This window comes from Dethiosulfatibacter aminovorans DSM 17477 (genome assembly GCF_900142005.1).
Taxonomy (GTDB): Bacteria; Bacillota; Clostridia; order Tissierellales; family Dethiosulfatibacteraceae; genus Dethiosulfatibacter; species Dethiosulfatibacter aminovorans.
The window spans coordinates 314,265-330,144 of sequence record NZ_FQZL01000005.1; the positions used below are offsets into that span (position 1 = coordinate 314,265).

Here is a 15,880-nt window from a genome sequence, read left to right on the forward strand (position 1 = left end):
TTGGTTATCATTCCATCTTTACATTACCAACTTTTTCAAGTCCTTCAAGGACCTCGTTGCCATGAGGAGCGCCATTCAATGCATCCGTCAGATCTCTTCCGGCATTTTGGCCGTTGTGGATGCCGTCCTTCCAGTGGCTCACTTCTGTTACATCATAGATGATCCCGTCTATTGCAATATATGCAGGCTTTCCATTTTGTCCGTTGTATTTCTTGAGTTCTGTAAGGGTCAGTAACAGTTCTTCATCGGAATTGTCTGTATCACCTGCAGTTTCTTCTGATGCTGGTGTCGTTTCCTCGGTTGTTTCCGGTTGTGTAGAGCAGGCTGCAAGCACTGTGACCAACAAAAGCAGGAACAACAGCTTGACTATTTTCATAACATTGCTTAATGATGGATTCTGCAATCATCATTACTCCTTTCAAGATTATTTCATGCCAGTGAATCGTCTTGTTACCATAATTATATCATATATGCATTCATTAATTAATTGACATTTCATGTCTCTGTGATAATATCGTATATAAGAAGCCAATGATGAAAAAAATTGTTTTGGGAGATGAGAATATGAAGAAAATGATATTGCTTTGTGCAGCTGTAATGCTTTCAATGATTTTAATTTCATGTTCCGGGGACAATCCGGCGGATGAGTCTGAGGAAATCCAAGGAATAAAGGTGGCTGTTTCAATAGTTCCCCAGGAGAGGTTCGTCAGGGAGGTCGGAGGAGATCTGGTGGATGTCGTTGCCATGATACCGGCAGGAGCAAGCCCAGCCAACTACCAGCCTACTCCAAAACACATGCAGAAGCTCAGTGAGGCTGACCTGTATTTTTCCATAGGAGTGGCATCGGAAAGGGCCAACATAATTCCCAAAATATACGATTTAAATGAAGATATAAAGCTGGTTTCACTTGAGAAAAAAGTAGCTGAAGTTTATCCCATGCTTATGATGGACAATCATGAACACGAGGGGGAAATCCACGACGAGGACATTGAGGAAGCAGATCCCCACATATGGCTTTCACCCAGGAGGGTGACGTTGATGGTTGAAACCATAAGGGACAGCTTTGTTGAAATAGATCCTAAAAACAGTGATGTATATATGGAAAATGCTGAAGAATACATCCGGAAACTTGAGGCTCTCGATGCTCGATTTAGGGAAGCCTTTGGCGGACTTGACAGGAAGGCATTCATCATCTATCATCCAGCTTACGGATACCTGGCCGATGATTACGGTCTTGAAATGGTGACTGTAGAGGAAAACGGAAAGGAAGCTACTGTTGACAGGCTTACGGAAATAATAGACTTTGCCAGGAACAAGGAGATAAAGGTTGTTTTCTATCAGGACGAATTCGACAGCAGCCAGGCTGAAACCATAGCAAAGGAGATTGACGGGACTGCAGTTGAGGTTTCTCCTCTTTCCTACGACTATGTCAATGCTATGGAGGACATACTGGACAAGCTTCAGCCTGTGTTGAAATAAGGAGGGCTTCCATGTACGATTATGATATAGAAGTGAAGAATGTTGATGTATATTACGGAGATGTATGTGCACTTGAAAAAGCAAGTCTGAAGATAAGGAACAAGTCATTTTTGGGGATAATAGGGCCAAATGGAGGAGGGAAGAGCACGCTCTTGAAAGTGATCCTCCACCTGAAGAAGCCAAGATCCGGTGAAGTGAAAATAAAGGAAGGACTTACTCTTGGTTATGTGCCCCAGTTTGCACTCTTCGACAGGAGTTTTCCCATTTCCGTGGAAGATGTGGTTTTGATGGGAAAGCTTGATCACAAGCTTGCTCCATTCAGGAAATACAACCCGGGGGATATAAAAAAGGCAGAGGAAATACTTGCAAGGATTGGAATAGAGGATTTAAGGAAGAGACAGATTGGAGAGTTGTCCGGAGGACAGCTTCAAAAGGTGCTCATAGCAAGGGCCCTTGTAACCGACCCCGATGTTCTCCTTCTTGACGAACCTTCATCCAGTCTTGATGCTGCCACCAAGGACGAGATGTTCGAATTCCTCAAGGAGCTTAACAAGGAAAAGACTATCATTGTTGTCACCCATGATATGGAAATAATATTCAACTATATTGACAGCATAGCCTGTGTCAACAAGAGCATACATTACCATGACGAAGACAAGGCAATACGCGTTGAGAATATTGAAGATGTTTTCGGCTGTCCAATTAACGTACTGCTCCAGACGGGAACCTTGAACAAGAGGGTGATTGATGGGAGATATGGAAATGATTGATGCATTGTTTAACTATAATTTTGTACAAAACGCCTTTGCTGCAGCCATATTTTCAAGCTTCCTCTGCGGAATAGTAGGCACAATCATAGTGGAGAAGAAGATGGTGAGCATGAGCGGAGGAATCGCCCATGCATCCTTTGGAGGAATAGGCCTTGGATACCTCCTTGGAATCGAGCCAATAATACCCGGACTTGGGTTTTCGATTTTTGCAGCGCTGTCTATTGCAAAGATAAACAGGAGTTCTTCTGCACGGGCTGATACGCTGACGGGAATGTTCTGGGCAATTGGGATGGCTCTTGGAATAATGTTCGTATCCCTTTCGTCGGGATACAAGCCCGACATGACCTCTTATCTATTTGGAGACATATTGACGGTTTCTGATTTTTATCTTAATGTAATGATAGTTCTAAGTGTTGTCGTTGTGTTGGTTGTAGTGTCTTTTTTCGACTACTGGAAGGGATACATGTTCGACGAGGAATACATGCAGGTAATAGGAGTCAATGTACTTCTCCTTGAGAACATTCTTTTCATACTCGTATCATTCAGCATAGTCATACTCATAAAGGTTGTTGGTATAATTTTGTCAATAGCCCTTCTTACGGTACCGCCTTCAACAGCCAAGCTTTTCACCAGGAATCTTAAGAGCATGATGCTTTTGTCTGTGGCATTCGGCATTACCTACAATATAGGGGGGCTTCTGATTTCTTATTATTTGAATATACCATCGGGAGCGACAATAATACTTTTCTCATCTGCTGTGTATTTTGTACTTATGCTTTTGAAGAAATAATGAATTTTAAATATTATTTATTCGTAACAAAATTGAAATGAGAATTCCTGCATAGTATAATTATGTAGGAATTTTTATTAACTTAAGAATGTTAGTATATGCATAATCCCTTGAACCATTGGGCGTATGCGATGGAATCCAGGCCCCTTGCAGGAGGGGTTTTGTTGTTGGTTATACTTGATTCGATTTCAAGAAAAAAGAGGAGTATTAATATGGGAGAATTGAGCAATTCATTGAAGATGCTTGCAATTCTGAGCAGCAGGGGGAAAATGAAGTCGCAGGAATTGGCTGATATGCTTGGAGTTACAAGGAGACAGGTACAAAGATACAAGAAGGAACTTACGGATATTGGTGTCGATATCAAGACTGAAAGAGGAAAAAACGGCGGGTACCATATTGAGCAAAATGTTTTTCTCAACACCATGGTCTTCGATCCTGAAGATAGAAGGGTTCTGGATGAAGTTGCACGAAAGCTTGAGACCGAAAATTCGGAATTCAAGAATGATTTCAGGCTTGTTTACGATAAACTGATAGCGTATATGAACCACAATGAATACGGAAAGGGTGAAAAATTTTCAGTGTATATGGAGTTTACAGATGACGGAAGAATAGAACACAGGAAGATGATTCTTGACATTCAATCCGCCATTTATTGTGATAAAAAGATAGATGCCGCGTTCAAGTCAGGCGCCGGGAGACTGGAAAAGGATGTTTTCCGTCCAATGAAGATAGTATACAGGAACGGTGATGCATACCTGGTATCCTTTAGCGAATCAACAAGCATGTTGAAAAACATCAGAATTGAAGATATTGTCAGCATTGAAGTGATGGAGGACCGGTTCAACAATGGACTGGACATGATGTTGAAGGACCATGTCGCCAACAGCTTTTTGCTGGAGGGAGTAGGTCAGATCAGGTTCAAGCTTAAGATTGAATCTCCCTATTCTTCAATTGCATCTCTCAAGACATGGTCATCGGACCAGCTTGTAGTGGATCTTCACGATGGGAGTATATATTTTGAAGCCACTGCATGCAACAGGAATGACGTTGTGGATTGGGTGCTGTCCATGAGGGACGGTTGCTCCGTCCTCGAACCGGAAGAACTGAAAAATGAAGTCAGGGATATTATCATGAAGATGCAGTCAAAGGTATAATGATTGCATGATTTCAAAAAAGACAGAAAAGAAAAGCTGCAAAAAAACTGTTGTTAAAAAATTCGTTTATGATATACTATTTAATGGACGATTGACGCGAGATATTATAGCGTTTTACAAGTAGACGGGAGCGATTTAATGAAAAGGAAAACACTTTTATTTTTAGTTATGGCTTTGATAATAATATCATCAATGATTACAGGCTGTGGAAATGGAAAATACGACATAAGCAACGGAGAAATAACAACCGGCGAAGGACTCATTCAGGGAGACTATGAAAGCTTCGACGGCAATTATTATGAGACTGAAAAATTGGCTGAAGGAAACAGAATCACCTTTGGTTATGCAGCCGGAACTGTCAGCGGTGAGATATCGGCGCAGCTTGTCAATCCAAATGGAGAGATTGAAGTTGTTATAGAAGACAGACTTACATATGAAATCAAAGATGCTGGAAAATACAAGATAGAAGTTATCGGAGTTCAACATTCAGGCGCATTTGCCCTTGAATGGACAGTTGAATAAGACATAAGCAAAACACCTTTGCCCGACAAAGGTGTTTTTTTATTTCATTTGTCTCTTGTATAAAAGTGAAGTATAATTAATATATACTTTCTTAGGTTAAGGGTAGGTGTTTTATATCAATGGATGTTGTTATAACTTACTGCATACTCATTCTCGCGATTATACTTTTTGTAACAGAAAAACTCAGACCTGACATAGTGGCCATTCTCATTATGATACTCCTGGCGTGGAGCGGAGTCATAGAGGTGGGAAAGGCTTTTTCAGGCTTTTCAAGCAATGCCGTCGTATCAATCATGGCAGTTATGATAATGGGATACGGAATAGACAAGTCAGGTATCATGAAAAAACTATCCAAAAAAATAATAAGACTTGCAGGAAACGGCGAGAAGAAACTACTGGTTTATGTATCACTTTCAGTAGGCCTCATTTCGTCATTCATGCAGAATATAGGGGCTGCAGCCTTGTTTCTGCCAGCCTTGAGAAGGATATGCAGAAGGACAGGCATACATCCTTCAAAGCTTTTGATGCCCATGGGATTTGCAGCCATACTTGGCGGAACAATAACCATGGTTGCATCAGGTCCCCTCATAATATTGAATGATCTCATAACCCAAAGGGGATATGGTAAATTCAATCTATTCAGTGTAACTCCCGTTGGACTAGTGCTCCTTGCATCGGGAATACTCTATTTCTATACTCTGGGAAGCAAAGTTCTGCCAAAGCCAGAGATTCAAGTGACTAAGACACCACAAAATATATTAAAGGAAATATACGACCTCCCGGACAATGTGTTCGAAATCATGGTAAATGAAAACAGCAGGATAGTTGGAAAGACCATTGAGGAGATAGATCTCTGGAGCCGCTACAACATAAATATACTGGCAATGTTTGAGGACGGAAGTACGGTATATGCCCCCTGGAGGAGGACAAGATTCCAGGTGGGACAGGTTTTGGCAGTCCTGGGAACAAGGGGATGTGTAGAGAACTTTACCGGCTGCTGCAGCCTTTCGATGAAAGAGGAAATGGAAATATTCTCAAATATCAAGAATGAGGAATATGCAGGCTTTGCAGAAATCATAGTGCCTCCCAAATCGGCTTTCATCGGTAAAAGCCTCTGTGAAATTGCAGTCAGGAAGAATTTCAGCGTAGAGCCCATAATATTCATAAGCAGAGAAGGCGAGCAAATAGACTTCTTTGAGAGGCCCATGGAGTCGGGACAGGAGATGATAGTCTTCGGAAGATGGGTGGATATACGAAAAATTAAGGAAATCAGGGACTTTGCCGTTTTAACCCCCATTACTGCCAGTGTGGAGGACGAAAGTGGAAACAAGTGGATTTTCGCTCTGGGGTCCCTTCTCTTTGCAATAGCCATAGTTCTTGCGGGTGTAAGGCTGTCTCTTGGATTTCTGACGGGGGCATTTCTCATGATACTTACAAAAGTCATACCCCTTGATGAAGTGTATTCCGCAATAGACTGGAAGACGGTATTTCTTCTCGCGGGACTCATACCCCTTGGTCTAGCCTTTGAAGAAAGCGGTGCGGCAGCCATTACCGCAGGATATATAATTGAAATTATAAAAAACTGGGGCACGCTTCCCATAATGTTTGTAATAGGAATACTTGCAACCTTGTTTTCACTTTTCATGTCAAACAATGCGGCTACTGTACTTCTTGTGCCTCTTGTAATGATCATGGGTGAGCAGTTTGGAATCAATCCCAGGGCGCTTGCAATACTTGTTGCAATCTGCACCTCAAATTCGTTCGTACTGCCGACACATCAGGTTAATGCCTTTCTAATGACTCCGGGAGGCTACAACAATTCGGACTATATAAAGGCTGGAGGAATTATGACTGCTATTTTCCTGGTAGTGGCTGTATTGTTAGTATATATTCTATTCATTTAGAGGAGGAATCTATGTTACTAAAGCATTATTTCGTAGAGAAAATTGCACATAGCTCATACATTCTTGCAGGAGACAATGAATGTGCAGTTGTCGATCCTAGAAGGGATGTTGACTTTTACATTGACGAGGCAAGAAAACTTGGCCTTAGGATCACCCATATACTTGAAACACATCTGCATGCGGACTTTGTTTCTGGCCATGTGGAGCTTGCCGAAAAAACGGGAGCAAAGATATTCATGCCTGGAGTTGAAAATGCCTCCTTCCAGTATATAGAAGTCAAGGAAGGATATGTTTTCGATATGGAAGATATGAGGATTAAGGTTGTTGAAACACCGGGGCACACTCCCGAGCATGTAAGCTATGTGCTGTCGGACCTTTCAAGAGGAGAGGAGCCGATAGGCGTTTTTGTAGGAGACACCCTCTTCGTTGGAGATGTGGGAAGGCCTGATCTTTTCCCCGACCGGGCTCAGGAACTGGCTGAAAAGCTATATGACAGCCTTTTCAACAAGCTTCTTAAGCTGCCTGACTACTGTGAGGTTTATCCTGCCCATGGAGCAGGATCATTGTGCGGTAAATCAATGGCTGCTAAATATACAACAACAATAGGATATGAAAAGAAATACAATGAAACACTGCAGATAAAGGATATGGATGAATTCGTCAAGGCTTTGACCAACGATATGCCTGAAGTTCCAGACCATTTTGCAAGAAGCAGCGCCATAAACGGCCATGGTCCTCTGCCCTTGTACAAGCTGCCAAAGATGAAGACAATGACGCCTGCTGAATTCAATGAGGCGTACCAGGATCCCAATACCATCATCCTTGATGTGAGAAGCTATTTTTCCTTTGGAGGTCTTCATGTGCCTGGAGCCTACAGTATAGACTCCACTGGTAATCTACCAATCTTTGCAGGATGGATTCTTCCGCCTGAAAAGAACGTACTTCTCGTGGCAGAGACATATTCAATCGCTTCAGCTGCTTCCATATGGCTGAAGAGAGTAGGGATAGATAATGTAACAGGTTTTTTACAGGCAGGAATGCATCAATGGGTTGTTGAAGGGTTGCCCATAGACCATATTGCGCAGATATCTCCTGCCGATCTTGAAGATATGATGAAAGAAGGAAATACTGTGCTCATAGACGGACGCGACAATAATGCATATGACGAAGTACATGCTGAAGAGTCCGTTAACATACCTGCCCATGAGCTTAGGACAAGATATGGTGAGCTTGACGACAACAAGAATATCGTCGTGTATTGCAACTCCGGTGGAAGATCAAACATGGGAATAAGCATATTGAAGCAGAAGGGGTTCAAGAATGTATACAACCTTGCAGGTGGAATGAATGGCTATCTTGCATATAAGGGGGTTTTATAATGAAGGTTTTTACAATGGTTGAATGGTCGCCCTATGTCGTAGGAGCCTTGATAGGAGTGCTAAATATATTTTCCCTGCTGCTGTCGGACAAGGTGATTGGAACTTCAACTTCCTATGCCAGGGCAAGCGGGATGATAAGAAAGCTGTTCGACAGGGAATATGTTGAGAACAATGAGTTCTACCTTAAGACCGCTCCTGAAGTTGACTGGGCATTCATGCTTGTCATAGGCATTGTCTTCGGTTCATTCCTGTCGGCCATGCTGTCGGGAGACTTTGGGATAGTTGCAGTGCCTCCCATGTGGGCAAGCGAGATATCAAGAGGGTTCTTCCTGAGACTCATAGTTGCTGTCTTTGGCGGTGTCATCATAGCCATTGGATCAAGATGGTCAGGAGGATGTACAAGCGGCCACGGCATAAGCGGAACGGGACAGCTTTCCGTATTGAGCTGGATTGCTGCAATATTCTTCTTCATAGGCGGCATCATAACCGCACTGTTGATATACGGGTTTTAGGACGGTGATTATATGATGAATAAATTACATGAAAACAAACCCCTGCAGCTTGTTTTGGGATTTCTTACAGGAATATGTTTCGGATTTCTTCTCCAAAAGGGAGGCGCCACAAAGTATGACGTAATACTGGGCCAGCTGAGACTTCAGGATTTTACAGTTTTGAAAATCATGCTTTCTGCAGTCATCGTTACAATGATGGGAGTCAGCCTGCTTTATCCAAAAGGTCTTGTAAAGCTCCATGTGAAGCCGGGCTCGGTGAAGAATTCCATAATAGGAGGCCTGATATTCGGTGTCGGGTTTGCCGTTTTGGGATACTGTCCCGGAACACTGGCTGGAGCTGTAGGAAACGGATATATTGACGGACTTTTTGGAGGATTAATAGGAATAATTGTAGGGTCGGGACTGTTTGCATCAATGTACGGTGTTTTGAAGAGGCACAACATACTGTCGGAAGACAGATACAGCCAAAAATCCCTCTTCGATGAAATGGACGGAAGATCCTTCAGGTATACAATACCCATGGCCCTGATACTGGCACTTATTATGGCGGTTGTTGAAATATTTGCAGGGTAGGCGGGCACAAAAAAGCTTCTGAAGGATGATTCCTAACAGAAGCTTTTTAAATTCTACAATCAATTCGGCTGCAGTACTTATCCTACCACTTGCCCTTTGCCACATGACCTGCGAGTTCAGCCTTGCACATCTGCTTAAGCTGCCATGCCTTGTCCTGGGCCTTTTTGAATACAGCTACGCAAGGCGGGTCAAGAGCAATTTCTTCCCCTTCTTCTGCAAGCTCTTCTATGGCCATGCAAAGGTTTATGATATCCATATGTATGTCATTGGTTCTATCGGAAGTAATGATCTTTTCAGTTGCTTCTTCGCTAAGTTCTTCGAATTTTTCCTTGGGAGCCCCGCACTTTGGACATTTGTGTCCCAGTTTTTCCTTTTCGGTCACGTAACCGCATACTGTACATTTAATTAGATTTTCCATTTAATACCTCCTTGAAATTACCATTCAATACGAATGCATATATTTATTTTATCACTATTTTTTGAAAAAACAAATAATAAATAACTATTTCAATAGATTTTACAGTTTCTTAATAAATAAAATTTTACATTTTATACGTTGTATTAATTGTGAACATGTGCTATCATTTAAGAACTGACCGGTCGGTCGGAATGATGGATTAGGGAGAGTTACTATGAATAAGAAACATGTATTGATTGTCTTGACTTTGGTTTTAGCCCTTGCATTGACTGGGTGCGGAGGAGGAAACGAAGTTGAAGAGGTGGAAGAAAGCTATATAGCAGTAGAGACTGAAAAACTTGACAGGAGCCAGCTTTATATAGAAAATACTTTTTCAGGAAAGGTTTTTGCCGACAAGGATGTGGATGTGAATCCCCTTGTGATGTCGGAAGTTGAAACTGTCAATGTAAAGGTGGGAGACTATGTGGAAAAGGGTCAACTGCTTTTCAGCCTTGACGGAGACAGTATCCAGAACCAGGTTGACCAGGCCTATGCAGCATATTCGGCTGCACTGGCAAGCTATGAGATGACAAAGGAACAGATTGCAACTGCAAAGGATTCATTTGAAAGGACAAAGGAGCTTTATGAGGAAGGCGTTGTTTCAAAGGCTCAGTACGACCAGGCTGAGCTTGCAGCTTCTGACAAGCCTCTTGAAACAGCAGAAAGAGGCCTTGAGCAGGCAAGGCTTGGCTACAGCCAGGCCCTTGACGCCCTTGACAATGTTGAGGTTGCTGCCCCTATATCAGGTACAGTTACAGCTGTTAATATCGAAGCAGGTGAAATGCCGACAGGACAAAGTCCTGCAGTGACAATAATGGACCTTGACAGTGTAGTGATTGAAATAAGCGTGCCTGAAAACATAGTGAACAAGATATATGAAGGGCAGAAGGTCAATCTCAAGGTTGAATCGGCGGACATCGATACAGATACTGAAATACTGTCTGTCAGTGATTCCGTAAACTCCATGACCAATCTGTATCCTGTTAAAATCAGTACTGAAAACAACGGAAGCGTGAAGGCGGGTATGTTTGCACAGGTGATAATCAATACGGACCTGAGGGAAGATGTTCTTTCAATACCTGGAGACGCCCTTCTTGAAAAGGAAGGAAACTCCATAGTGTATGTTGAGTCCGGCGGCTTTGTAGCCGCAAAGGTTGTTGAAACAGGCCTTGATACGGGAGAACGCGTAGAGATTCTTTCAGGCCTTTCGGAAGGGGAAAGCATAGTTGTCAAGGGGCAGAACTACGTAAGCGACGGTACAAAAGTCAAAGTTGTAAGGGGTGAGTGATTATGTTTTCAAGATTTGCAGTAAGGAGACCCGTTACAATTGTAATGATAATCCTCATTGTCATACTTATAGGGTCAGTATCCCTTTCAATGCTGCCAGTAGACCTCTTGCCGTCAATAGAATTTCCCATTGCGGTAGTGTCCACGAGCTATTCGGGAGTAGGTCCCGAGGAGATGGAGACCCTCATAACGAAGCCACTGGAGGATGTTCTTACAACTGTTGAGAATATAGATACAATACAGTCCTATTCTTTCGAAGGGGCTTCCCTCATAGTGTTGCAGTTCGACTTCGGTACGGACATGGATTTTGCGGCATTGGAGATGAGGGAAAAGATAGACCTTGTGAAGGGGTATCTGCCGGAGGATTCAACGAGTCCTACGGTGTTCAAGTTTGACCCCAACGCCATGCCCATCATGTATATGACAATAGAGAGCAAGGGAGATATCTATACGACCCAGAATATTGCCGAGGATATTGTAAAGACGAGATTGGAGAGGCTTGAAGGTGTTGCTTCCGTTGACGTCCTTGGAGGGTACGAGAGGGAAGTGGAAATAGAGCTCATCGAGGACAGGGTGGAGGGCTATGGTCTGACTTCTGATTATATAGCAGGGATACTTGCAGGCGACAACCTCAATCTTCCGGGAGGAGAAGTGTTCAAGGGAAGCAAGGCTCTGACAGTGAGGACTCTCGGAGAATACGAGTCCGTAAATGAAATAAGGAATGCAAACATACCTCTCATGACGGGAGGGATTGTAAAGCTTAAGGACCTGGGTACGGTTGACCTTGTCAATACTGATAGGTCGACAATCGCCAAGTACAACGGCATGGACACCTTGGAAATTTCCATAATGAAACAGTCCGGTGTCAATACGGTTAATGTAAGCAGGCTCATAAACAGTGAGATAGAGAAACTTGAAAAGGAATATCCGAACATCGATATTAAGACAGTCTTTGACCAGGCTGATTTCATCAACCAGGCCATAATGAGAATGGTGCAGTCAGGTCTGACGGGTGGAACACTTGCGATTCTAATACTTCTTTTGTTTCTCAGGAATATAAGGTCCACGATCATCATATCCCTGACCATACCGATTTCCATAATAGCCACTTTCATACTTATGTATTTCTCCGACGTTACCATGAACATGATGACTCTTGGAGGACTGGCTCTTGGAATAGGTATGCTTGTTGACAACTCCATAGTTGTTCTTGAGAATATCTTCAGGCACAGGACGGAGGGGATGAAGATCAAGGAGGCTTCCGTGACGGGAGCCAATGAAGTTGCAACTGCAGTTACGGCATCCACTCTTACTACCATTGCGGTATTCCTTCCAATAGTATTCGTTGAGGGTATTACGTCCACAATATTCAAGGAACTGGCAATGACTATAACATTTGCCCTCATAAGTTCTCTTGGAGTTGCGCTGACACTCATACCCATGATGTCTTCCCAGCTTCTTACAATCAAGAACATCAAGTTTGATGTTCATGCCGAGGAAGAAGGGGAGAAGCTTGAAAAGGGATTCCTCAACAAGATACGAAAGATATACAAAAGAGTACTCAAAGCAGGTCTCGACCACAGGATAATGGTAGTGGTACTGAGCATAGTCATCTTTGTGGTAAGTGCGGTATCGCTGACCACAGTCGGATCTTCTTTCTTCCCTGCCACTGACGAAGGACAGATCAACATAACAGTGAATCTGCCTACAGGCGCAGAACTTGAAGAGACCGGCGAGGTTGTGACGGAGCTTGAGAATCTGCTCTACGATATACCTGAAATCGATTATGTTTTCTCGAGAATCGGTTCAGGAGGACAGTTCGGAAGCATGGGGGGGAGTTCTTCGGATATGGCATCCATGATGGTGATGCTTGTTGACCTTTCAGAAAGAGACAGGTCCTCATCCCAGGTTGCAGACGAAGTTAGAAAGCTTGCCAAGGACATTCCAGGTGCGGAATTCAGCATATCTGCCGCATCCATGATGATGGGATCCGGCATGGGAGGCGGTGGAATAAGCATCAGCATCAGAGGAAACGACATGGACATACTTGAAAAGATAAGCTCCGATGTAAAGGACATGATGCTGAAGGTTGAAGGAACAAGAGAAGTAACCACCTCCATTGAGGAAGGAGTTCCCGAGGTTCATGTGAACATAGACAAGAACAGGGCGTCCCAGTACGGCCTCACTTCATACGGCATAGCGACAGGAGTAAGTTCCACCCTCTCAGGAAAGAGGGCAACGACTTTCAAGTTTGAAGGTGAAGAGATCAATGTTGTAATCAAGGGTGACGAGATATACGGTGAAAGTATCCACAATCTGGGTCTCATGCAGATATCGACTCCGACGGGAGGTACGGTTCCTCTGTCGCAGGTTGCAGACATAGAACTTTCAAGAGGTCCTGTAAGCATTCAGCGTGAGGACCAGGCACGGGTTGTGACTGTTAGCTGCGAGACCTTCGGAAGGGATATCCAGAGCGTTACCGGAGATATCAGTACACTGATAGACCAGTATGATATGCCCCAGGGATACATACTTTCCTTCGGAGGAGAGACCGAGATGATTGAGGATGCATTCCGAGACCTTTCACTTGTTCTCGTACTTGCAATAGTCCTGGTTTACATGATTCTGGCAGCCCAGTTCGAATCGCTTATCCAGCCTCTCTCAATCATGCTGACTGTCCCCCTTGCACTGTCGGGAGGATTTTTGGGACTGTTCATTACAAGGGTTGACCTGAGCGTTCCTGCAGTCATAGGATTCATAGTCCTCGTAGGTATAGTAGTCAACAATGCCATAGTCCTTGTTGACTATATAAACAAGAGGCGTGCCGATGGAGAGGAAAGAAGGGAAGCAATTCTCAATGCAGGCCCCATAAGACTCAGACCGATTCTGATGACCGCCATGACTACAGTCCTTGGACTGTTCCCTCTGGCTCTTGGAATAGGAGAAGGTGCGGAGATGTCAATGCCCCTTGCCATAGTAGTAATTGGAGGATTGTTGTTGTCAACCATACTGACTCTGGTATATGTGCCGGTAATATATACCATAATTGACGATATTGCAGAGTTTGTAAAGAGGAAGATACACTGGGAGGAGGCCCACAATGCCTGAGATGAGCAAAAGGGACCTCATATTGAATTCCGCCTTTGAGATATTCAGGACAAAGGGTTTTCACAATGCTAAAATAGAAGAAATTGCCAAAAATGCAGGAATTGGAAAGGGGACAGTATATGAATATTTCTCCGGCAAGAAGGAAATCTTCGAGGAATCCTTTATCAGGAATGTTGAAATGGGTCTCCAGGAGGTTCATGAGATATTTGTCAGTGAATTGTCCTTCAAAGAAAAACTGGCGAAATTTCTTAAATACAAGTATAATATAATTACAGTACATACCAGTCTTGCAGAGGTATTCTTTGCCCAGGGAGACCTTATTTCAAAAAGGGTAAAGGATGTTTTTTTAAAAAACATGGGCAAGCATACCTTGGACGTCATAAGACTTATTGAACAGGGAATTGATGAAGGTTTAATAAGGAAGACAGTGGACAAGGAGATTCTTTGTTCCTGCATCATGGGATTGTCCAACCATTACATCGGAATGGTCATGTTCAAGGCTGGTGGAAAAGAGCCGGACTACGGATACATAGTGGACCAGGTTCTTGAAGGTTTTGGTGAAAAGGAGGATTGCAATGAAAACTAAAATAACAGCAATTGCCTGCGCAGCGGCTCTGGCGTTGTCAATGCCGGCATTTGCAACGGAAGGCTTGACGGCAACAACGACATCAATGGAAACAACATCTGCAGTGGCTGAAATGGAGCTTACCCTTGAAGAGGCTCAAAACCTTGCAATAGAAAACAGCTATGCAGTAAAAAGCCTTCTTAGAAATATAGGAAATACGAAGGAGTTGATCGACGATCAGGAAGATCTTCAGGAAGATATGGAGAATCTATTGAAGCTGCCTCTGGCATATCTGCCCGGCAACATAACCGATGATTTTATCAATACACTTCTTCTTAAAAAGGGCTATGGAGTCAAGGGAGCTGAAACGCAGCTGTTTGTACTTGAAAATACAATAGGACAGACTGAGGAAGCCTTGAAGATCGGCGCCCTTACAGCATATTATCAGGTACTTCTTGCACAGAAGTCCGTAGAGCTTAATTCTACTGCATATCAGAATGAACTTGGTCATTTGAAAACGGCTCAGATAAAGTATGAGACAGGAGTGATAACTAAGCTTGACCTCCTTCAGGAGGAACTTGCAGTGAATACTGCAAAGACCGACCTTGACAACGCAATTGATGAACTTGAAATCAAAAAGCTTGAATTCAACAATACCGTTGGTCTTGAACTGGGTGAGAAGGTGAAGTTTGTTTCAGGTGTGGAGAATGGTGACATGACAAACCTGTCAATAGAAGAGGCGGTTGAACTTGCCTTTGACAACAGGCCGGAAAGTGCAAACAAGTGGGCTGAATATGAGCTTAAAGAGGTTGAGACCAGTGCCTATAAATCATACTATACCTCCGGCAACAGACAGTACAAGTATGCCGTTGAGGAGCTTGAAGAGGCAATGCACAACTACGAGCAGTCATTCAGGGACATAGAGCTTGATGTAAGGACAAAATATCTTGAGCTTGTGAAGGCTGAAAGGTCACTGAACAACATGGATGAGACCATAACCCTTTCAAGAGAGGCTCTCAGGGTTTCAAAACTTTTCTATGAATACGACCTTGCGACTATTCAGGATGTATCCGATGCCGAAACAAGCTTGAAGCAGGCTGAAATCGGGAGATATCAGCTTCTTGTGGGATACAATATATCAAGAATGATGTTTGAGAATTCCATAGATGTTGGAATGCCAAGCTCATCAACTTCTTCATCGTCATCCATGGGATTTTAGGAAAACATAAATACATGTCAGCAAAACCGACCCGCTCATCCAGGCGGGTCTTTTGTTTTCGCACCTGTAAACGATTTGCTGAAAAATACAGGAATTTAATAAACATAACTTGCGTTCATCCTATAGAAATTCCCCTTCACTTGTGGTAGAATAAAAAATAT

15 protein-coding genes are annotated in these 15,880 nt (G+C 43.2%); 13 read left to right on the forward strand and 2 right to left on the reverse strand.

Translation table 11 applies throughout. From position 1 onward, the window contains the following. Positions 1-7 precede the first annotated feature (7 nt). On the reverse strand, positions 8-238 hold the full coding sequence (locus BUB05_RS18825) for a cytochrome b5 domain-containing protein (RefSeq protein WP_073047211.1): 231 nt from the start codon (positions 236-238) through the stop codon (positions 8-10). Positions 239-564: 326 nt separating this feature from the next. Between BUB05_RS18825 and BUB05_RS03120 the strand changes: the two genes are divergently transcribed. From BUB05_RS03120 to BUB05_RS03160, 9 genes are all read left to right on the forward strand, one after another. Then, positions 565-1,479, forward strand: a complete 915-nt coding sequence (locus BUB05_RS03120; protein ID WP_175548498.1) for a metal ABC transporter solute-binding protein, Zn/Mn family — start codon at positions 565-567, stop codon at positions 1,477-1,479. An 11-nt stretch (positions 1,480-1,490) separates the two neighbouring features. Further along, on the forward strand, positions 1,491-2,249 hold the full coding sequence (locus BUB05_RS03125; RefSeq protein ID WP_073046974.1) for a metal ABC transporter ATP-binding protein: 759 nt from the start codon (positions 1,491-1,493) through the stop codon (positions 2,247-2,249). Further along, a complete protein-coding gene (locus tag BUB05_RS03130) occupies positions 2,227-3,039 on the forward strand; it encodes a metal ABC transporter permease (RefSeq protein WP_342747076.1) in 813 nt (270 codons plus the stop codon). The genes BUB05_RS03125 and BUB05_RS03130 overlap by 23 nt, the downstream gene beginning before the upstream one ends. Positions 3,040-3,200: 161 nt before the next feature. Next, positions 3,201-4,193 (forward strand): helix-turn-helix transcriptional regulator, encoded by a 993-nt coding sequence (locus BUB05_RS03135; RefSeq protein ID WP_175548499.1) that lies wholly within the window; start codon positions 3,201-3,203, stop codon positions 4,191-4,193. A 138-nt stretch (positions 4,194-4,331) separates the two neighbouring features. Beyond that, positions 4,332-4,715: a hypothetical protein gene (locus BUB05_RS03140; RefSeq protein ID WP_073046979.1), complete on the forward strand. Its 384-nt coding sequence runs from the start codon at positions 4,332-4,334 to the stop codon at positions 4,713-4,715. Between the two features lie 119 nt (positions 4,716-4,834). Then, positions 4,835-6,619: an SLC13 family permease gene (locus BUB05_RS03145; protein ID WP_073046982.1), complete on the forward strand. Its 1,785-nt coding sequence runs from the start codon at positions 4,835-4,837 to the stop codon at positions 6,617-6,619. 11 nt (positions 6,620-6,630) lie between these two features. Further along, complete coding sequence (locus tag BUB05_RS03150; RefSeq protein ID WP_073046985.1) at positions 6,631-7,998, forward strand: MBL fold metallo-hydrolase; 1,368 nt, start codon at positions 6,631-6,633, stop codon at positions 7,996-7,998. Next, on the forward strand, positions 7,998-8,510 hold the full coding sequence (locus BUB05_RS03155) for a YeeE/YedE thiosulfate transporter family protein (protein ID WP_094762677.1): 513 nt from the start codon (positions 7,998-8,000) through the stop codon (positions 8,508-8,510). The genes BUB05_RS03150 and BUB05_RS03155 overlap by 1 nt, the downstream gene beginning before the upstream one ends. Positions 8,511-8,522: 12 nt before the next feature. Further along, positions 8,523-9,083, forward strand: coding sequence for a YeeE/YedE thiosulfate transporter family protein (locus tag BUB05_RS03160; protein WP_073046993.1), 561 nt, complete (start codon positions 8,523-8,525; stop codon positions 9,081-9,083). 82 nt (positions 9,084-9,165) lie between these two features. On the opposite strand, the gene BUB05_RS03165 is transcribed toward BUB05_RS03160, so the two are convergent. Beyond that, on the reverse strand, positions 9,166-9,501 hold the full coding sequence (locus tag BUB05_RS03165) for a rubredoxin-like domain-containing protein (RefSeq protein ID WP_073046995.1): 336 nt from the start codon (positions 9,499-9,501) through the stop codon (positions 9,166-9,168). A gap of 214 nt (positions 9,502-9,715) precedes the next feature. Here BUB05_RS03165 and BUB05_RS03170 point away from each other — a divergent pair, with 214 nt between their 5' ends. Genes BUB05_RS03170 through BUB05_RS03185 form a run of 4 tightly spaced genes read left to right on the forward strand, consistent with a single transcriptional unit; the run spans position 9,716 to position 15,719 of the window. Further along, positions 9,716-10,828 carry an efflux RND transporter periplasmic adaptor subunit gene (locus BUB05_RS03170; RefSeq protein ID WP_073046998.1) on the forward strand — a complete coding sequence of 371 codons (1,113 nt, stop codon included), beginning with the start codon at positions 9,716-9,718 and terminating at the stop codon, positions 10,826-10,828. 2 nt (positions 10,829-10,830) lie between these two features. Continuing rightward, positions 10,831-13,935 carry an efflux RND transporter permease subunit gene (locus tag BUB05_RS03175; protein WP_073047001.1) on the forward strand — a complete coding sequence of 1,035 codons (3,105 nt, stop codon included), beginning with the start codon at positions 10,831-10,833 and terminating at the stop codon, positions 13,933-13,935. Continuing rightward, a complete protein-coding gene (locus BUB05_RS03180) occupies positions 13,928-14,521 on the forward strand; it encodes a TetR/AcrR family transcriptional regulator (protein WP_073047005.1) in 594 nt (197 codons plus the stop codon). Before BUB05_RS03175 ends, BUB05_RS03180 begins: the two co-directional genes overlap by 8 nt. Then, positions 14,511-15,719, forward strand: coding sequence for a TolC family protein (locus BUB05_RS03185; protein ID WP_073047008.1), 1,209 nt, complete (start codon positions 14,511-14,513; stop codon positions 15,717-15,719). The genes BUB05_RS03180 and BUB05_RS03185 overlap by 11 nt, the downstream gene beginning before the upstream one ends. Positions 15,720-15,880 lie beyond the last annotated feature (161 nt).